The organism is Wolbachia endosymbiont (group A) of Anomoia purmunda (assembly GCF_947251545.1).
In the GTDB taxonomy this organism is placed as follows: Bacteria; Pseudomonadota; Alphaproteobacteria; order Rickettsiales; family Anaplasmataceae; genus Wolbachia.
On record NZ_OX366362.1, the window covers coordinates 1,113,135 to 1,132,923 of the forward strand.

Consider the following 19,789-nt stretch of genomic DNA (forward strand, 5'->3'; position numbering starts at 1 on the left):
GTATGGAGTAGCAAACTATCTGAGCAACATTGGAGTTTAAAATACAAGCCAATTTTAGAAAGATTCAGCGTTACCCATGATTACAAAGTAGAAAATTATACCGATCAGAAGATCATAAGATACGGTTTAGCAGAACACAACGTTTACTATAAAAATGATTTAGAGCAAAAAGACTCAATACACGAATTAGAAAATTACATTTTAGTATTTTATCCAGGAGTACTGAAGTGGCACGAACATCGACATTTGCACAGAAGTTGGAAAAATAGTCAAGCAATATGTGTAATAAGTTAAATACTTATATTTAGATCCTCATATATTATATTAATAATAGGTTAAAATATATGAAATAAAAAGAAAAGGACTTGCTTTCTTATGCTAAAACGGACATGACTTGAATAGCAGCAGGTAAATATAAGAAATTTGTCTGGCGCTGGAAAAGCTAATTTTGTGAGGTAAGTATGAAGTTTAGCAAAGAATCTTTTAGTAAGTTTTTTAAAGAAGTATCAAGTAACGGGTTTAAAAACATTAATAAAAGAAATGAAGAAGGAGAGACGATATTACACCAAGCAGTAGAAATCTCTGATTACAAAACAGTGAGATTATTAATAAAAAAAGGAGCAGAGGTTAATGCAAGAGATAAAAATGGTTATACGCCACTACACTGTGCAGTATTTGCAAAAAGTTTAGAAAATGTAAAAGTGCTGCTAAGGTCTGGAGCAGAAGTAAATGCTACTCAATATGTCACTGGATGTACGCCACTGCACTCTGCGTGCAAAATAGGAGGAGCAGGAATTGAAATAATAAAAGAGCTAGTAAAGGCAGGAGCTGAAGTTAATCAACTGAATAAGTATGGTGCAACACCAATGTATTACATTTGGGAAAGTGAAAAGTATCGTCTATGTGATAGCAAAGAGAGTGAAAAGGCGAGTAAATTTCTGAAAGAAAAAGGTGGAATAACAAAAAGTAGAGAACTGACGTGCTATGGAATAGAGGGGATAGTGGGAGAAATAGCAGACATGTTGAATGGAAGCTACATGCCGGAGCTAAAAATAATAGAGATAGGAGAAATAAGGAAGAGAGACAAATCACTAATAAAGAAAGAATGTCAAAATTTAGCAAGCAAGATAATGAGCAAAGTGAACGAAATGATAGATGAGGGGGTGAGAAGAAAGGCTTAGGGATTTAAATTTAAAGAAAAGGTGGGGTAAGTTATGGTAAAGCTCGGTAAAAAAGAGGAGTCACTATTAGAGAACTCGTTTAAAAATATTTATGAAAGAGACGAAAAGGGAAGAACAGTTTTGCATTATGCAGTAGACGCAAAAACAGTGAGATTATTAGTTGAAAAAGGAGCGAATGTGAATGCAGCAGATGTAGAAGGACACACAGCACTGCACCTAGCGGTAACGGAGAAACGCCTAGAAACCGTGAGAGAATTGATAAAGTCAGTAGGGAATGTAAATGCGGAAGAATATGGAAGTAAATGCACTCCATTGCACCTTGCATGTATGGTGGGGAAAGTGGAAATAGTAAAAGAGTTAGTGGAAGCAGGAGCAGAAATAGAGCAAGCAGATAAATTTGGAATGACAGCGATGGATTATGCGAAAAACAGTAAAGAAGTAACTGAAGTATTGAAGAAAGAAACAGACAGAATTGAAAAGTTATTTATGAGAGGCTAAAGATATGGAGGAAGAAACAGAAAAGAAAGTAGGAAATTTAGGGAACAAACCATTGGAAGAACTGAAAAAAATATGGAAAAAGGTATTTTGGGAAGAAGCGCCTAGATACTCAAAGAAATATCTGATACCGAGATTAGCTTATAGAATGCAGGAAAAAGCGTATGGAGAAATGTCAAGAAAGGGGACAAAAAGACTAGAGTATCTGGCAGATCGGCTAGAGAAAGGAAAAAGAATAAGTAGCGATAAACTCCCAGTAGAGGGAACAGAGCTAATATTAGAGAGAGGGGAAGAGACTCACGCGGTAATGGTAACAGATAAGGGTTTGATCTACAGAGAAGAGTTTTATACGTCATTATCAGCAGTGGCAGGAAAAATAATGGGAATGAGTTACAACGGGCCGCTCCTATTTGGTTTGCGTGATAAAAATGGAAGTTGAAAATGCTAAAAGAAGTAAGATGTGCGATATATACGAGAAAATCAAATGAAGACGGTCTAGAACAAAAGTTTAACAGTCTTGATGCCCAGCGAGTAGCATGTGAAAAGTACATAAAGAGCAGAGAAGGCTGGGTACCATTGGCAAAAAGGTACGATGATGGTGGCTATTCAGGGAAAAATTTAGAAAGACCAGCGATAAAGGAATTATTTGAAGATGTAAAGGCAGGAGAAGTAGATTGTGTAGTGGTATATACTCTGGATAGGCTATCAAGGGAAACAAAAGACAGCATTGCAGTAACATCATTTTTTAGAAGACATCGAGTAAATTTTGTAGCAGTAACGCAGATATTTGACAATAATACGCCAATGGGAAAATTTGTACAAACAGTGTTATCAGGAGCAGCACAGCTAGAAAGAGAAATGATAGTAGAGAGAGTAAAAAACAAAATAGCAACATCAAAAGAACAAGGTCTATGGATGGGTGGAACTTTACCGCTTGGGTATGATGTAAAAGATAAAGAATTAAAAATAAATGAAAAAGAAGCAAAAACAGTAAAGCATATATTTGAAAGATATGTGGAGCTGAAGTCAATATCAGGGTTGGCAAGGGAGTTAAACAGAGAAGGGTACCGTACGAAAGGGAAATCAGATATCTTTAAAAAGGCAACGGTGAGAAGAATAATAACAAATCCAGTATATATGGGAAAAATCAAACATTATGAAAAAGAGTATGAGGGAAAGCATGAAGCAATAATAGAGGAAGAAAAATGGCAAAAAGCACAGGAATTGATAAGGAATCAACCATATAGAAAAGCAAAATATGAGGAAGCGCTGCTAAAGGGAATAATTAAGTGCAAGAGCTGCAGTGTAAATATGACGCTAACATACTCAAAAAAAGAGAATAAAAGGTACCGATATTATATATGTAATAACCATTTAAGAGGAAAAAATTGTGAATCGATAAATCGAACAGTAGTAGCAGGAGAAGTGGAAAAAGAAGTGATGAAGAGAGTAGAAGATTTATATGAAAAATGGGGAGAAGAGTGGAAAAATTTAAGTTTTGGAAAACAGAAAGAAGTAGTGAAAAAGTTAATAAAGGGAGTAATGGTAAAAGAAGATGGAATAGAGGTGAGTTCAGAGGATAAGGCAGAATTTATACCAATAAAAAAGAAAGGAAACAAATGCACAGTAGTAGAGCCAGAAGGTAAAACAAACAATGCGTTACTCAAAGCAGTGGTAAGAGCCCACCTGTGGAAACGTCAACTAGAAGAAGGAAAATATAGAAGTGTGAAAGAGCTGAGCATTAAAATTAATATAGGTACAAGACGTATACAACAAATTTTAAGGTTAAATTATTTAGCACCAAAAATTAAAGAAGACATAGTAAATGGGAGGCAGCCAAGGAGTTTGAAGTTAGCTGACTTGAGGGAAATACCGGTGTTGTGGAGTGAGCAGTTGAAGAAATTTTATGTGTATTAAATAAGACTGAATCTGACAAGTCAGTTACAATAACCTCTATTAATCACACGTATATTTATTACAATTTTAGACAAAATTGTTAATATAGAAACTATACTAGACAACAACAGTCCAAATAGCATGTAACTATATATTTGCAGCATACATTCTTTTATTGAATGGCAATGGGGATCATAATAAACCATTTTGTGAATTTTTCATAATATCTAATTAAAAAAACTCTGGGGCAAAAATTAAAGTAACTAATCTCTACCCCGTAAACATTAGCGATGAGTAACCATATTATCTACTACACTAGTGACACCAGGGACAGCCCATGAAGCAGTTCTTGCTTCTTTACGTTCATCAAAATTTCTTATTTTACCTTTGAGAGTCACTTTACTACCATCAACCTCTACTTGAACATTATTTGCATCTATGCGCGCATTACGCTCAAACTCCTTAGTAATTTTATCTTTCACCTCTACTGCATCAACACTAGGTTTTACTTTTATATCATTGGTAAAATATGTCACTCCGTATAGATGTTGTACAGCTTTTCCTGCATATTCTTTCTGATAATAATACTCAACATCACCAGTTAAAGTTAAATGTCCATTTTCCAAAGTTACTTTAATTTGTTGATGCGGGACAAACACACTCCACTTCAAAGTAGTAAGGGCAGCTTGGACTATGTCATCATCATTTCTCTTGTAGTCTGGTGTAAGATCCACTTCTAACTCATTAGCTATACCTTTAATTTGTTTAAGTTTTTGTACTGCTTTTTCAGCTAAGCATTTTTCAGCATAGCTTTTGACTTTACCACCCAATATGACTACACTATTGTCCTTAATTGAAATAGTTATATTTGATTCATCAATACCTGGTTCAAATCGTAATTTGTCCATAACGTTCGTATATAATTCACCAGTTGTTACCATAGAGCCTCCAAATTTATGAAAAACCTCAGCTCCAAGCCTTAACGTAGGTAAGAAACAGGGCATCTTATAATATCTCAACTAAATGATTGTTTGTCAAGCAAATTTTTCGTAATAATTTAATTTATTTTTTGATGACATTACCAGCAAAAGTAGAGAAGACGTTTTTGTCATGAAAATGATGAATCAAATTTCTAAAACAAGTGATGAATGCCTTTGACCAACAGTAAGAGGTTGTCCATAAACCAAGAAATAGGTGGTATATTAAAGAAAGAATATTGAGGTAAGAGATGAGAAAAAATATCCAACAGATTTAAGTGAAAGGCCAAATAGAAAAACACTTCAGACCCCAACTTGGATTAGAGATAAAAAAAGAGGATAAATATCAATAGCTTATAATTTTAGTATGTGTGTATAGAAAAATTAATGGGCACCTAAATTTGAGTTCTAAAAACCATCTATCAGTTCAGTAAAATTCAATAGTTTAGCCGCATGATGCATACGCTACTTTTAAATTTGATCAAATTTAACTAAAAAAGCAATGATTTTCAACAACTTAGCTAAAATCTAATTCATAGTTGGGGTTAGAACAGTGTTACAGAAACTGACACTTGATTATATACTAAAGCATAATCACTCTAGATGCAAAAGTGGTTAGCTGCATAATTTACCTAGGAATTTCTCCCCTAGAGTCAGAAACTCTTCTTGAATTTTCATCTATACGTTTTACCCATGAACCCTTCTGCTTATTGGATTCGCTTATTACTTCAGGACGCATTAATCTACCAGATCTAACAAAAACACCTTGGTTTATAGCTTCAATAACTGATAAACCTCCCAATAAGCAATTTTGTCCTATTTCTTCATTATAACTTTCTATCTCATCCAGTAGACCTTCATCACTCACTTCTACTTTTATCAAATTTTCATTTGCCTCATGAGGACATAATTCAACTTTTAATTCTCCCAAGCTAGTGTAAAAAGTTAATGCTATACTACTACCTTCTGTAAGATTTGTGTAATTCCTTATACCATCTTCAATTTTAATTTCTACTTCACTATTACCGATCTTTACTATATTTCTTCCACACTTTACATTTCCGTGGGTTAGTCCTAAATCCCTTGTTCCATCTGTAATCTGTGCAACATCTATTGTACTGTCCTTTGAATATTCTAAGTAAAAAGCAGCGTTATCCATTTTTGCACAATTTAACTTGCCGTTGGTCGCATTTTTTGCGATTTTCAGGAATTCCTGGGTACAATTTAAATACTGTTCATGAGCTTTTATCATATTAGCTTTGTGATCTTTAAACCCTCTTTCTATTTTAGAAATAACGTCTAAACTGTCCCATGTACTTATCCTTGCTCCTTTTGATATTAATGCACATACTATATTACTAGCAACTCCATAGTTTTCTTCTAGTTGATCAGTTCTTTCTAGTATGTAATCCATAAAATACTGACCTTGATCTTTAGCATTTAATCTTACTCCAGACATGACAGCCTTATCAATAACCTTCTGTAATTCAACTATATTTGCGGTTTTCGATATTTCACTTACAAACTTATTGAGCTGTCTCAGTTGATCCGGTAAATAAATATCCAATAAACATTGGTGTGGTACATAATTTTCCTCTTGCCAAGTTACCATCACTTCCAATGCAGCTGCCAATAGCAAATTTATCACTTCAGTATACATAGAATCTTTGAGTATTTCGAAATTATTTTCTTCATCCCTAATACTCAAAATCATCTTTAAATCTTCGTTGTTTTTATGTTCATTCAAAAACTTTTTTAGGTCCTCAACACCTTGAACGTTGTATTGGAAAGAACCATTCTCAAATTTAGATGTATCTACAATCAGCTTGTTTAATTCTTCATAAAATTTCTTTTGCTCTGAAGTAAAGAAGCATTCTGCAATATCCAAAGTACCTTTATCAATTGCAATTTGTAGGGGAGTTTTTCCATTATTGTCCTTTATATTCAAATCAGCTCCATAGCTTACAAGAAGATCCACATATTCCTTTTCAACAGGATAAGTAGCAGCATAGTAATGTAGAGGTGTTTTTCCCTCATAACTTTGTATGTTTGGGTCAGCTCCTGCTTTTAAGAGATAATCCATTAAAGTACGACGATCAAATGAATTTAATTCTGGGATTGTTGGAAGTATATGTAGCAGTGCTAACTCTGATGCCCCTACTTGAAGATTGAGAACAGTTTTTAGATCTGGATTGCCCTTATTTTGCTGTAAAAATTGTTGGAGTGTTGAAGTATCACGGCTATCAAAACTATTAATAATAGTAAACAACTTTTGAATTAACCTCTTCTGATTCGTTGTTAATTCTGATTGATACGCTTTAATCACCCATTCTTTTTGCAACAAGCTCCAATCACTTGTATCACCCATTAAGTTCATATCAATCCACAATAAACTGTGTTTGATGAGTTCATAGTAGTCATCCTTACTACTTATTGGTAATTGAGTTGTGTCTGATTCCTGTTCATCCATGCTTGACCACATTTGCCCAGTGCTTGGTTTCCATTTCGGCTCCTGCTCATTTATTTGACCACTTTGTCGATCGGTAGGTTCTATAAAATGTCCTACAAGCTCTTTAATCTCACCCATAATTAACCCTATGCTAGATAAATAAGTATATTATGCACGATATATACTATAAGTCAAGCTGATTTGAACATAATATTTTTTGCAATGTTTTAGTTTCTGTAGTAAGTTCAGACGTTTACATAAACTTTCTTTTAACCTAATAAAGAAGCCTGATAGGATAATAAACTTGCAACCTTGATTTAGAGTGCTAAGCAGCCAACATACCAGAATTTATAGTCTCTTTCCTTCCATACCAACTTCAACTTGACGCTTCTATAAACTTCGCCAACCACTATTCAATAAAGCTGATCAGGTTAGAAAATGAAGCAACCAATATAACACTTTCAACCAGTTTTAACTATAAACCTGCTATCTATGACAGACAATTAAACTCTCAATAATCCCATTTTATCTATAAGGAAAGTCGTCGACAGTGTCAATTCCTAAGTTATCTTTTATGCGTAGAACATTACTAACTGATATAAGGGTATTTGAGGCATTTTGTGCTGGTGCTGGCGCTTGATCATTAAATATGGCATACGAGAAAACCATTTTATTTCCATCAGTAATGCGATCAAATCCTCTACTCTGCAGATAACCCTCCACCTGCTCATCTGCTTTTTCTTTTCTATTTTGTATGTCTGCTTCAGTGGCAGCAAACTTTAGCTCTGTTCCAATTGGATGAGTACCTCCCCTCCTTCCTATAGCTCGTGACAATACTAAGTCTAACTTTCCTCCTCCTCCAACCTGAAATTCACTAACTACCCTAGCAGGATTATCGCAAGTGTAAAATAATCCATGCAATGCAGCATGAAACCCAGCTTCTCTAGCATTATCTCTGTTCACTACCCATGCTAACGATTGGAGTCCTGCATTATTTGGATGGGGTGGATTTAGCACGTTGGAAATTGCTTGGTAAAACCGTTCATGACTGTCTGGATCTTCATTTTCCCAGCCAGTATTCATCATTACATTTGCAGCGCGATGCACATTACTAACGCCACCTATTCGTAAAAGCTCACCTTGAAAAGGCTGATTACCTCTATCAAGCAGGTAGTCAGCAGGCGAGTCAAATGTTTCTACATTAACAGTTAAACCAAGGTTATCATTTACTCCTCTTGTCCTTCTATTTATAGTCAAATTACACACCACCTCATCTACCATAGCATTCGGCCAACGCGATAGATCCAATCCATTGTCCGGAAAAAGTTGATTAGCCAATACGTGGCGAACATGAAATACGATCACCTCCTCCTTCTGGTCTCTACCTCGTGATACATGCAAAACCATAGTCAAAGCACGATCTCCAATATTTACTTGTGTATTGTGTCCTTGCTCATCTAACATTTTTGCATTACCGTCATAGTGAAACAAGCGCTTATCTACTACTGCACGATTTCCTTCTATTGGCACAGTTCCTTTTGCAAATGCAATACTTGCGAAAGCAAATCCACTTGTATAGAGAAATATTCTTCTATCTCTAGCGTTAATACCACCCCTATTCCTAATACCTGGTACAGCAGGTACACCAAAGGCTGGATGAAGTAGATAATCCCTAACATTTTCTCCAATCTCCTCATCCTCTACAGGTTCAAATAATCTTTCCATTAAAGAAGAACCTTTTGCTAAAAAAGCCCTCACACCAAGCTGTAAACGTCCTTGGTTACCAAAATCGAAATTCACTCCAGCGCAGACAGCTCTTGGTGATAATGTTGGAATAGACATGGATGAAACGGGACATCCATTAACATAATTTCCAGCCTGCTCTAATGCACGGCCAGCATTCCTATCTGCTCTTCTGCCTGCTTTAAATTCAGTTACACAGGGAACAGAATTAATTAACCTCCGTGTACCACGTACAATAGAAGTAATATCTACATATCCACCACCTACAAACAGCTCAAGGTAAATATTGGCTGCATTGCGATATCTAAAATGCATCAAAATACCAGACACAAAACCATGATAGTCAGACTCTCTACCATAGAAGTCCAATGCCTGATTATATCTATCGTAGACACTAATAATATGCTGAAACACTTCCTCAGTAGTGTCGTGTACATCATCTGCATCATCACTTTCTAACTGATTCATCAAATCCGGTAAATAATTATTTTGCAGTCCAGGTGTTCTGGTAATTTCCAGAAAGCTATGCCTAGGAATGAGATAGGATGCATGGTTTCCAGTAAATGCTTCTCTTTCGGGAAACAGCCTACACCTTATTGCTTCCTCTTCTTCATCTTCCCCTAGATTATCTGCCCATACGAATGTTTTATACTCTTGCCAGTTTAACTCCCCATGTAGCATATCTTCTACCTGCTGTCTCTCTACCTCACTAAATCTTGAGCCGTAACTGTTTTCTCTATCAGAAATAGTAAAGCATCTTACAATTCTGCGCCCTTGTCTATCTCTTTTATTATTTAGAACAGCAACCTTGAGATTTCCTCTTCCAGAGCCATTTGGGTCATTATCAAAACGGAAAAAATCCTTTCGTTATTGTCTACAGTACCGGAATCAAACGCAGTGGCAAACATGGCAAAAAAGAATGCAGGAAAGAAACGATCCTTACCAACCGAATGCAAAAAAGATGGACATGAATCTAGAAAATACTCAAACTTTTCTATAAACCTATCGCATTCTCCATCCATCAAATTTCTAAGTACTCCATGCATAAAATACTCCTACTTACTACGAACAGGTAAACCACTAACACCAGGGGCCTCTAATAAGGAATATGGGTTACCAGCTCCACCAACATCACCTCTTCCACTAGGCAAGGTCTTATCTAATTCAGCAAACAACTTTTCTGCTAATTTACCATAGTCTGTATTTTTTCTCATACCTTCCCTACCAACCATTTTTAGGTTATCAACAACAGATTTTTTAAAATACATAAAACTTTCAACTGCACAAAACTCTTTGGCAAATTGTAGTACCTTTAACACCTCTTCCTTTTTTGTACAACCAAGTTGCCAATCGACAATCAATCCCGCAAGCGCACGCTTGATCGGAACCCTTCCATTAGAAAAAAATACCGCAGCTTTTTCCTCACGCCCCTCATGATTATTGAAATTACCACACTTTATAAGGTTCATTATAGCCTCCCTAGCTTGAAGAGTTAACTCAGAATTTTCGAGCATCATGTCCGAAAGTGAGGAAAGAAGAAGAGTATAACTCCTAGGTGAAAGTATCTTATCCTCCAGTATTTTATCTTTAAACATTGGAAGTATAGCTTGCATCGCATCAAAAAAACCTTGATGTATCAACGCGCTAAAAAGAGAGTATACTACTTTATCTTTTTTCGACAGCTCAGAATCTTTAAATAGCTTATTTTTTGCTTGATCACTCATTTTACTAAGACAAAAGTCTAAAGTAACAGCGCCATTATGGTCGCATTGAACAGAGGATAATATAGTAACTGCATCAGTAATTTCTCTTTCTCTTTCATTTAGAAGACTATAAAAATATTCTACTCCTTCGCTCCACTTAAGTGCTATAGCTTTCTTGAATCCTTCTGTTGCACTGACATGCCTCTTAAATTCTCCAGATTTTTTATCAACCCAAAAGCTAAATACAGGGTCTTGACTCTTCATATAACCCAACAATTCACTCTTTACATATTTGTTGTTGCTAGTTGCAGGCTTACCATCATCATCTATCTCTTCAGAAGAGAAGCTACTTTTGTAAGATTCAAACTGCTCCTGAAAGAGCAAAGGAATTTTATCTATCACGCAGTATCGACATGCCATATCATATCTAGGAAGAGGGTTCTTTATTTCGCCTATTTTTTCTTCAGTAAACCTCTGTCCTAAGATTGTATTGTTCAATCTTGTACCTGACCAACAACTTTCATCGCGAAATATGTTATATAAGAATTGTAGCTTATCATCTTTAAGATATTCTACCTGCCTAATGTAAGTTTTTACCCATCTTTCAATAGCTGAACGCCTTTCAGCCATGACCTTGGAATCTGTATGTTGAATAACACTCTTTAACTTATTAAGCACTGTAACATGACGCTCCATTTTTTTTGGCATTGTACCCCCTATACAAAAATATTCAAAGTATTATGCAAAAGTTAGAATTAAATAGCAACACTAAAATTATCAAGGACAAAAGAACTTTATGAAGAACATTTTCTATATTGAACAGATACAAAAATTCTATTGGAATTTACAGGAAATATCATACACGTAAGTGTCATAAAAATTTTAAATGTTTACTTTCTTCAAAAAGAGAAAAATAGATCGCATATTTGTGAGAACAAGCCATGTAAAAATAGGGTTGTAAAAATAAAAGTATAAAGTTTTTGCAGCAAAGTTAGGCAAATCAGTTCGTACGTGGGCTTAGCGAAAGTGAGCCAATATAGCTGATTTTAGCGTATAATATAGTTACCATATAAAAAAGTTCGTATGGTACACATGGTAGACCATGCCATCCCAAGAAAAACACTTCTCACCGCCCTTGGTTTTGAGTGGTAGAAATGGTTATATTATTTAATTCATTAGCAATATATAATATTAAATTAATAGTAATTCATTTGACAATAAGTATTAAGATAAACTTATAAAAAACAGAATTTAAAATAAACAAAACGTCATGTATCTCTCATATTAAGAGGCTTTTGTTGAGAGTTATTCAAGTCTAAAAAAAATTTTCAAATTGAGGATTGACAAAACCTAAAAACGTGATATCTTGCTTGAAATGGCATCAAGTTACTATAGTGTATGTTAGACGTAACAGTTTCCATTTTTTTCCATTCATAAAGAGGTGATCATGCTACGTTCAGATATTCCAAAAGTTTTATTGTCGTCTATTAAAGAGGATGATCCTTATAGAGCATCTAAGCTTTTTCAAATTGAACGCTGGTGCTATGCAAATTGGCATCTGCACCAAAAAAGTGGCAAAAAAGGACGTAATTTTCTTGCACAGGTATTGTCTAGTGAGGATTGTTGGAAAAAAGTAGACAATTTACATGGAGTTAAGCTTGATAGGCAAGTCGTAGGCAAAAAGTTAATTGCGCCAGATTCAGGTAATCTCTTTGATAAGTATGCCATTGCCTGTCGTTGCTGTCTAGAAGAAGATATTATTGCTTTGTTTGAGGAAAGAAAAGAGGAATTATCAGCTCAAGGTAAGAGTAGTCTATTGGAGTATGAGCACTTAGTTAGGTGTTGCGGATCTGGTCTTTTAGCGCAGTTTTGGTCACATTTTGTTAGTGGTTACATCTCTAAACTAAATTTAGATGGCTGTCATCCATATGAGTACGGGCTTAAATGTGCTGTGAGTCTTAAGCAAGAGCAGGCAGTGGAATTCTTCTGGAATAAAATAAAATCATTACCTGAAAGTGAGATGAGCGAACAGAAAAAGGATGAAATCTTGATGAAGACAGCAGTATATGTAGCAGGGAACCGTTGTAATAGTTATCCTGAAATATTCGAGTTTTGTTTTAGTCAAATAAGTCCTGATAAATATCCAGAACTTCTAAAAAGAGACTTAGCTGAAAATGGTTATTATGGTAGTCTAAACACGCTACAGGGTGCACTTCGCTTTGATCAATTTCAAGCATTGTTTGACTATTTGAAACCAAGTAATGTTTCAGAAGATAAATATCTTGTCTGGCTACACTATATAAAAACAGAAAACAGCTCATATTATGCTGGTGAAGGTGCAAAGCTTTTTATGCATATGTGGAGAAAGGAGGGATTTGATAGCCATCGTACTTATGTGCTGAAGGAAGAAGTTTGTAATAGATCTTGCTTTCTTGTTACAAGTTTATTAGTACCTTGGGTAAATCAAAATTACATGGAACCGGTATGGGCAATATTAGATAAGGCTAATTCTGATCAAATTAAAGAATTTATGGATTCTAGGCAAGCGGAGTATATACGATCTGTGTTAGAGCAAAGAGATATTGATTCATTAAATAAATTTTTATCATACGGTAAGTCTACAGCTGAAGGGTTTACTAGCTTAACTGAGGTTAAATTAAGCAAAGCATGTGAGCAATTAGGGTTGGGCAATTAAGGTATTATAAGGCAATTCTATAAAACAGGTGATGGTTTCTCTTGTTACTACTTTAGCTTCTGTCAAAAAGGCGTTGCATTATAATACAAATGTTATATATCCAAGTTAGTATGCGGGTAAAAATAGCTTGTATTGTTGATATCTCTGATAATAAATAGTGGGTTTGGTATAATGTAATGAAGCGGGCTTTATGTTTAAGACACAATATCTAACAGATCACCTAAAAAAAGAAGGCGTTAATTCAAAGATTACCGAATTATCGGATCAAATACAATATATAGAGCAAGCTAAAGAATTTTATCAACTTAAGCGTTATCGTAGATCTGATGTTGATTCCGAAAGTGGAAGTCAGGTTAAGAGAATCGATGTTCCAGGAGACGGTAGTTGCTTATTTTGGTCTGTTACTATGGCTTACTTAATACCCGTCAGAAACGACGATGCTTTATTTCGACAAAGGTATGAAGTACTATTTGGAAATGATGGAACTGTAACCCAAAATTTAGATCATATTAGAGGTTTGGTTCGGAATTTAGGTGCTGCGAATTATGATGATACATTTGCAAATTTAGTAAGAAACGTATTTCGTAATCGAGTAGTTGATCACATAAGTTCTTATAGAAATGAGTTCAGAGATTTTGTTGAAGGTGATTTTGAGCGTTACTTGGAAAACATGAGGAACCCTGATACTTGGGGAGGTGAACCTGAAATAAGAGCAATGAGTGGAATGCTTAGCGCAACGATTAGTGTTTCTGGTGAGGTTGAAACTCAATATGGTAATGGAAATACTCAAATACAGTTATTTCATGTTGGTGCACCAGGTAAACGAAACCATTATAATTTTGGTCTTGAAAGGAATATTATTGATAATGATAAAGAGCTTGCAAAAGGCTTAAAAAGAGTCATGGGTAAAGTAAGACCACAAGACTTTGAGTTAATACAGTTATTGATAGAGGAAGCAAGTAAAGAAGTTGGTATAAGCCGGCAAGATGAGGATTTTAAATCTTTTGAACCGAGATTTCAGTCATTTGTGGATCAGATTCCATCTTATTTACACTCTGTAGAAAAAGCAGGATTTTTTACACACTTCTTCCTAGGGAGCTTTTCTACTTTGCTAGATACAAAAATTGCAGAAAAGTTAAATATTAAAAAGATTTATTTTAGTTTTGATACTTCAAAAACTTTAAAAGTAGCTATTGTTAAAAATGGTCAAATTGGAAATGCTGAAGATGCTATTAATAATATAGATTTATTTTCCATTTCAGAAGGTAAGCGTGGCCATCAGTTTACCGTTAATGAGTTGGAGAACATATTAAGAAAGAATATAGATAGGAGTAAGATTAGAGATCGGGATGTTGAGAATGAGATCCTAAATATTAAGAATGAAATTCAAGATAGAATAAAATCTAGATTAGTACAGATCTATAAAGGAAAGGGTGATATTTTTGTTAATATGGAAGCTAAAGAGATACTTGATTCTGCTACTAGCAAGGAATTTCATGAAATAGAAAAAGGAATATGGAATAATCCGGAAGGTGATATAGCGAAGCTATCTGATTCTGATGCGCAAACAGTTAGCAGGTCTTTAAAAAAAGTTCTTGAAAAAATTAATAACGTTCATTCTGAGTATGTAGGATCAGTAGTCTATGATAATAGTGCCCGTGAAGCATCACATCATGGATTTATGGTAGGCGTTTTCATGAATTTCCACTATAGGTATAATCTTAGAGTTTACCCAGAGCAATTTGCAGGAAGGGGTTATGCAGATATTATCTTGCTGGCTCGTGGTCCTGATCGTGCATTGGATTCTATTCCCATTATTATTGAATTAAAAGCGGGAGCAGGTTCTAATGCTACTCCAGATAAGGCTTTGCAGCAAGCAGAAAAGTATGCACAAGGCTTTCAACCAAATATTCAGCGAGTTCTAACCACTGCAGATGACATTTTATGTGTTGGTGTCAATCTTGATAATCCATCTCCTATCTCTGACGTTAGGGTATCGAATCGTAGGGAAAGAATAATTCCTCTTTTTCAAGATATGCTAAAATCTGCTGATGACTGGGATACGCAAAGGATTGGAACAATAGAATTAAAGGGACAGGTGAAAGATAATCTAGAACGTATTTATCATACGTTTCCTGGTACACCGGAGAAGGGAGATAATCATTATTTTAGCAGGTTTTTACTGGGGCAATCACTATTGCTAAATAGAGTTGAAGATTTAAAAACTGGTTTTAAAAAATACATTTTTATCTATGGAGATAATATACCTACTGAAGTGCATCCTAATCTTCGTGAGCTTGGACGTCCAGCAGCTAAAAGAGCCAGAGAAAGACTGTCAGCTAACCTTGATGCAAGCCATGCAGTTGTAACAATGGTGCTCATCCCAGAAAATACAGAGAAGTTGGTTTATGTGATGAATATTGTTGAAGCTAACAGAAAAGATGTTTTGAACGGGCTGAATGAAGTTCTTCCTCTTGATAGATTAAATAGAGAAATAGGGAATAGGGAAATAATCGAATTAAGTCTTAATTTTGATACTAGATACAAGTCAGATTTTAAAAGATATCTTACTATTTGGGCTGAAAAATACAATTCTTTACAAGAGTACAACAACGGAGATAATAGATTTCAAGGTACTTTTAAAGAAGTTACTTATCCTAATGAGTTAAAAGAAACATTTGATAAAGCACTAGATATCCAATCCTTATCAATAAGAGGATATAGTAGATTATTAGAAAAAATTGGAGAAGGAATCTTTCCTTTTAAGAGTCTCGTTAATAAAGAAGCTCATTTCCAAGGAATATTGAATGGAGTGTTTAGTTATTATAGCGACCTAAAATTACAAGAATCACCAGAAACTAGAGCGTTAGTTTTAACTGAGTTTCAAACTGGTAGAGGAGAACGTATTGACATGCTAGTTCATGGTATTAAGTTTGTGGCTCAAGGTGGAAATGCTGAGGAGTACACACCAGTAGGGTTGGAACTTAAGACATCAAGGCAGGGCAAAGGAGCTCAAGCTTTATTGAGGGAAGCAAATGATCAAATAAATGAAGAATACAAAGAAGGTGTTACCTATAAAACACTTACAGATGGTGATGAGGTAAAATTTATCGGTGTTGTTTTTGATAAAGGATCTAATAATCCGAATAAACTTATTTTAACAAGTAGGACAACCAAGGAAGGATTTATTCCTGTTGAAGTAGTTCATAGTTCAGTTCATATGCTGCCTACTGGTGAAGCAACACAATCTTTGAATAAGTTAAATCTTAATGGCTGTGCAAAGCAAAGCAATAGAAAGAAGAGAAGTATTAAATGTTTATTTTCAAAGGATGATGTGGAAAAGTTTAGTAAAGGAAGGGTAGATAAAAATAATGTAGGTAAGGTTATAATTGATAGTGAAAAGTTCCTAACTTATGTTAAAAGCAGTCAAGATGAAGGGAAAAATGCTCAGCTAATAGAGTTTATTGGAAACAAAAATATTGAGGGTGACTATAAATATTTAGTTGATAAAGTGATTGGAGACCAAGGGTATGAGCGCTATATTCAGAATGAGCGTATCAAGGATTTATATGGTGACGTTTTACAGCAAAACAGTGATTTAACAAAAAACCCGAAATTAAAAAGCAGATTAATGAATGCTGCAGGTGGAATACAATTAATAAGAGGAATTCATGGTGCTATTGTATCTTGCAAGGATGGAACAGCAACAGATTGTGGATTAAATTTAGGCGGAATAGGATGGTCTTTTGTATCTCAACCAATTGAGAATGTGATGGTTAAAACTGCTCCAAAAGTTGTAACATCAGCTGGAAGGGTTGTAGGAAGAATTATACCAGGTACTTTAGGTAGGCAGACAAAATTTGCTGTTCAAGTTGCAGGAGTAAAATTTGGAAGTACAGTAGCAAAAGGTGTGGCAGGGGCTGCAGCTGGTGTATTTGATATTATTGATATAGGCATATCAGCAAATAATCTTATTGATTGTAAAAAAAGGGAGAATAGTGATAATCCATGTGGAGAGAAAGAAATAAGGGATAATATAGCTTCTATAGCCTTTTCTGGTGTGTCATTTGTTTCTGGTGTTACTCTTACAGCAGCTAGTCTGCCTAGAGTTGGTATTGGAGTTGGATTTGGACTCATGGTAACTCATGGAGTTTATAGTGGTATTAGCAATATTATAGAGTATGAAAAGAAGTATGATACAACTCATGGTGAGAATTTCGATATCTTTTTGCATACGCTTTTACTTTCATCTATGCCATATGATCTGGAACACCTTGCAGCCAGAAATAATATGGTTAATAGTCAAGCTAAAAGAGCCTGGAAAGCTTTAAGTGATAGCCCTAATGATGTAGTTGCCTATGGAGTTGGTTTTGGGGTGGATAGCGACACGCCATCTCTTCATGCAGGGTATGGAAAGATTCTAATGAATAGAACAGATGCTGATACAACAAACCTTTCACGTGTTATACCTGACCCAATTCAAAATGCTACGATGATTTGCTTACCACAAGTCACTAGCGAAATTTATGAAAAAGGTATTAAAAAATCAGTTCCAACAGCTGTGCATCACTGTGAAAATACAATGGTTATTGCTGATAGAAGAAGAATGCAAAATGGTACAATAATTCTTTATAATTTAGAAAGCATAGATGAAGGTACCATTGTTGGAAGTAATACATTAAATAACTACTTCTTGATTTTTAGAGGAAAGACAGGAATAACTGGTGGTAATAATACTGTTAACAAATTTATTCTTGTGAAACCTGGAGGTTTTTCGGGTAAAATTATTGGTGGAAGTAATGCTACTAATATACTTGACCTAAGTCAATCAACAGAATACGACTTTGTACAAGCAAAAATTGACTATCGTTTTAGACCTAACGCTCCCGGTCTTTTAAGGTTAACAACAAATCTTCATCGATTGATCAATGATTATGTTGATAGCAATGTCGATGCTTTCAGGTATAGCTATATTGGAAGGCAAAATAAGACAGATAATGTTTTATGTACATATAATTCTAGGCGCCTTACTAGAAACGATAATCGTGACGTCTTTATAAATAGTGGTGGAGGTTTGAGCAAAAATGAGAAGGATACAGTTGATAATTGTAAAAAAGTAGCTATTGCGCCATACACTAAAGTTACAGGTGCAGAAAATGATTATACCTTTTATATAAAAACCACAGATTACGAGGCTAAAGATTTATATTCAGAAATTGATGTAAAAGGAACGGGAACTGTAATCTTTCCGGAAACTAATCTGCTAGATGATTGTGATGAAATATCTTATTCCTCGACTAATAATACTTTATCTTTAAAAATAGGGCTGGGTCAAGGTAATCAATATACCCTTGATATTACAAATTATAATTCCATAAACGTTAGAAAGTTTAGCTATAGAATCTCCTGCTTGTTCTGCAGACATATCAAATGCTGTAGACATTTTTGCCACTGTTTCTGTAAAATTAAAAAGGTCTTCTTTCTTGATACCAAGCTGTCCACCGCTTGCAGCTATTTGTGCTAATTCTGCGGCTGATAATGGTATTGTTCTTGACATTTCCTTTAACCCTTTGGCAAATTTAGTTGCTTCATTCGTTCCCTTTTTAAAATCAACTACTTTTGTAACATCAGCCATAGCACTTTCAAAATCAATAGCAACTTTAACTGGCGCTGCAAGCGTTAGTCCAAGCCCAATAGTCTCTATAATTTTTGACTTAAAATGTGCTTTGCTTGCTAAAAAACTTTGGTGACTACGTATTGCAGATCCAAGCTTACCATACTTGCCTTTCAGCGCTTCAATGGACGAGCCAAGTTTATATTGGTCGCTTACTAATGACTTAATATTTCTTCCACTTTTTCTTACTTCTTCATTAAATGAATGCAAAGCATCTCTCTTTTTCAAATATGCTTCTTTTGCTTTTATTGCAGAGGTTTTGGCCTTGTCAAATTCTGCTTTTAAAGTTTTGCTCGGTTTCTCTATTGCCTTCATTTGTTTAGCTAAAGATTTTACTTGATCTTCAAAGCCTTTCCATGACCTCTTGCTAGTCAAAACATCATGACCTAACTGCTTAAACTTTGATACTGATTTTAAAGATAAGTCAAGCTTTCTTATATTCTCACCAAGATGAGTAAGTTGACTGCTACTTCCTTTTATTACAGTACTGAAACTGCCATCTAGGACTGCTCCAATTTTTATAGATAACGTTGACATTGTACCTTCCTCGCTGCTTCATTCCATAGGATAAATTCATTAATTTCCATTTCAAGTATTTGCTCAACCCCGCCCCCTACAACAGAGCTGAACATTAATACTTCTGACCTCAAGTCCTTTGAATAACTGGTGAAAAAAAATCCTTTAATACCTCTTGCACTTTCACATAATCAGCAATATCTAACTCTTCAATCGCTTCTTTTGCAACTGATGTCAAATTGGCAGTCAAAGTTACTTCCTTACTTAGATCACTACCATTAAGTCTCTCAATAGCTAGATAATCTCTAACTTTTGGACGTCTAACGGTAAGTTCTGAGACAGAAATACCATCAACTGTTATTGGGTTGTTTAGTGTTATAGTTTGCATAAAATTCTCCTATAAAAAATAAAATCTTGTAAAATGTTGTAACTATTTGATCAACATCTAAAAAATAGAATT

11 protein-coding genes and 3 pseudogenes are annotated in these 19,789 nt (G+C 34.9%); 7 read left to right on the forward strand and 7 right to left on the reverse strand.

Annotated elements, in window-relative coordinates:
- Positions 1–6: 6 nt before the first annotated feature.
- From OPR57_RS05865 to OPR57_RS05885, 5 genes and pseudogenes are all read left to right on the forward strand, one after another.
- Positions 7–294: pseudogene (locus OPR57_RS05865) on the forward strand (phage tail protein); the annotation flags it as partial.
- Positions 295–461: 167 nt separating this feature from the next.
- On the forward strand, positions 462–1,181 hold the full coding sequence (locus tag OPR57_RS05870; protein WP_265036257.1) for an ankyrin repeat domain-containing protein: 720 nt from the start codon (positions 462–464) through the stop codon (positions 1,179–1,181).
- 33 nt (positions 1,182–1,214) lie between these two features.
- Positions 1,215–1,679 (forward strand): ankyrin repeat domain-containing protein, encoded by a 465-nt coding sequence (locus OPR57_RS05875; protein WP_265036258.1) that lies wholly within the window; start codon positions 1,215–1,217, stop codon positions 1,677–1,679.
- 4 nt (positions 1,680–1,683) lie between these two features.
- Entirely contained in the window at positions 1,684–2,115 is a 432-nt protein-coding gene (locus tag OPR57_RS05880; RefSeq protein WP_265036259.1) for a DUF2924 domain-containing protein, read from the forward strand.
- 2 nt (positions 2,116–2,117) lie between these two features.
- Complete coding sequence (locus OPR57_RS05885; protein ID WP_265036260.1) at positions 2,118–3,593, forward strand: recombinase family protein; 1,476 nt, start codon at positions 2,118–2,120, stop codon at positions 3,591–3,593.
- Between the two features lie 263 nt (positions 3,594–3,856).
- Here the strand turns inward: OPR57_RS05885 and OPR57_RS05890 are convergent, their stop codons facing one another.
- From OPR57_RS05890 to OPR57_RS05910, 5 genes are all read right to left on the reverse strand, one after another.
- On the reverse strand, positions 3,857–4,576 hold the full coding sequence (locus tag OPR57_RS05890) for a BON domain-containing protein (protein ID WP_265036261.1): 720 nt from the start codon (positions 4,574–4,576) through the stop codon (positions 3,857–3,859).
- A 601-nt stretch (positions 4,577–5,177) separates the two neighbouring features.
- Positions 5,178–7,136 (reverse strand): ankyrin repeat domain-containing protein, encoded by a 1,959-nt coding sequence (locus OPR57_RS05895; protein WP_265036262.1) that lies wholly within the window; start codon positions 7,134–7,136, stop codon positions 5,178–5,180.
- 387 nt (positions 7,137–7,523) lie between these two features.
- Positions 7,524–9,422, reverse strand: a complete 1,899-nt coding sequence (locus OPR57_RS05900) for a hypothetical protein (protein ID WP_265036263.1) — start codon at positions 9,420–9,422, stop codon at positions 7,524–7,526.
- Between the two features lie 113 nt (positions 9,423–9,535).
- Entirely contained in the window at positions 9,536–9,787 is a 252-nt protein-coding gene (locus OPR57_RS05905) for a hypothetical protein (protein ID WP_265036264.1), read from the reverse strand.
- A 9-nt stretch (positions 9,788–9,796) separates the two neighbouring features.
- On the reverse strand, positions 9,797–11,152 hold the full coding sequence (locus OPR57_RS05910) for a hypothetical protein (protein ID WP_265036265.1): 1,356 nt from the start codon (positions 11,150–11,152) through the stop codon (positions 9,797–9,799).
- A gap of 739 nt (positions 11,153–11,891) precedes the next feature.
- On the opposite strand from OPR57_RS05910, the gene OPR57_RS05915 reads away from it, so the two are divergent.
- Together OPR57_RS05915 and OPR57_RS05920 are read left to right on the forward strand one after the other, a co-directional pair.
- Entirely contained in the window at positions 11,892–13,139 is a 1,248-nt protein-coding gene (locus tag OPR57_RS05915; protein WP_265036266.1) for a hypothetical protein, read from the forward strand.
- Between the two features lie 406 nt (positions 13,140–13,545).
- Positions 13,546–13,887: pseudogene (locus OPR57_RS05920) on the forward strand (OTU domain-containing protein); the annotation flags it as partial.
- 4,596 nt (positions 13,888–18,483) lie between these two features.
- On the opposite strand, the pseudogene OPR57_RS05925 reads toward OPR57_RS05920, so the two are convergent.
- Positions 18,484–19,350: pseudogene (locus OPR57_RS05925) on the reverse strand (phage tail tape measure protein); the annotation flags it as partial.
- 109 nt (positions 19,351–19,459) lie between these two features.
- Positions 19,460–19,717 carry a phage tail assembly protein gene (locus tag OPR57_RS05930; RefSeq protein ID WP_250777628.1) on the reverse strand — a complete coding sequence of 86 codons (258 nt, stop codon included), beginning with the start codon at positions 19,715–19,717 and terminating at the stop codon, positions 19,460–19,462.
- Positions 19,718–19,789: the final 72 nt, after the last annotated feature.

Excerpts from the sequence above, each read along its gene's own strand:
- OPR57_RS05870 (WP_265036257.1), top strand. The coding sequence starts at position 462 with ATGAAGTTTAGCAAAGAATCTTTTAGTAAGTTTTTTAAAGAAGTATCA.
- OPR57_RS05875 (WP_265036258.1), top strand. The coding sequence starts at position 1,215 with ATGGTAAAGCTCGGTAAAAAAGAGGAGTCACTATTAGAGAACTCGTTT.
- OPR57_RS05880 (WP_265036259.1), top strand. The coding sequence starts at position 1,684 with ATGGAGGAAGAAACAGAAAAGAAAGTAGGAAATTTAGGGAACAAACCA.
- OPR57_RS05885 (WP_265036260.1), top strand. The coding sequence starts at position 2,118 with ATGCTAAAAGAAGTAAGATGTGCGATATATACGAGAAAATCAAATGAA.
- OPR57_RS05890 (WP_265036261.1), bottom strand. The coding sequence starts at position 4,576 with ATGCCCTGTTTCTTACCTACGTTAAGGCTTGGAGCTGAGGTTTTTCAT.
- OPR57_RS05895 (WP_265036262.1), bottom strand. The coding sequence starts at position 7,136 with ATGGGTGAGATTAAAGAGCTTGTAGGACATTTTATAGAACCTACCGAT.
- OPR57_RS05900 (WP_265036263.1), bottom strand. The coding sequence starts at position 9,422 with ATGCTACATGGGGAGTTAAACTGGCAAGAGTATAAAACATTCGTATGG.
- OPR57_RS05905 (WP_265036264.1), bottom strand. The coding sequence starts at position 9,787 with ATGCATGGAGTACTTAGAAATTTGATGGATGGAGAATGCGATAGGTTT.
- OPR57_RS05910 (WP_265036265.1), bottom strand. The coding sequence starts at position 11,152 with ATGCCAAAAAAAATGGAGCGTCATGTTACAGTGCTTAATAAGTTAAAG.
- OPR57_RS05915 (WP_265036266.1), top strand. The coding sequence starts at position 11,892 with ATGCTACGTTCAGATATTCCAAAAGTTTTATTGTCGTCTATTAAAGAG.
- OPR57_RS05930 (WP_250777628.1), bottom strand. The coding sequence starts at position 19,717 with ATGCAAACTATAACACTAAACAACCCAATAACAGTTGATGGTATTTCT.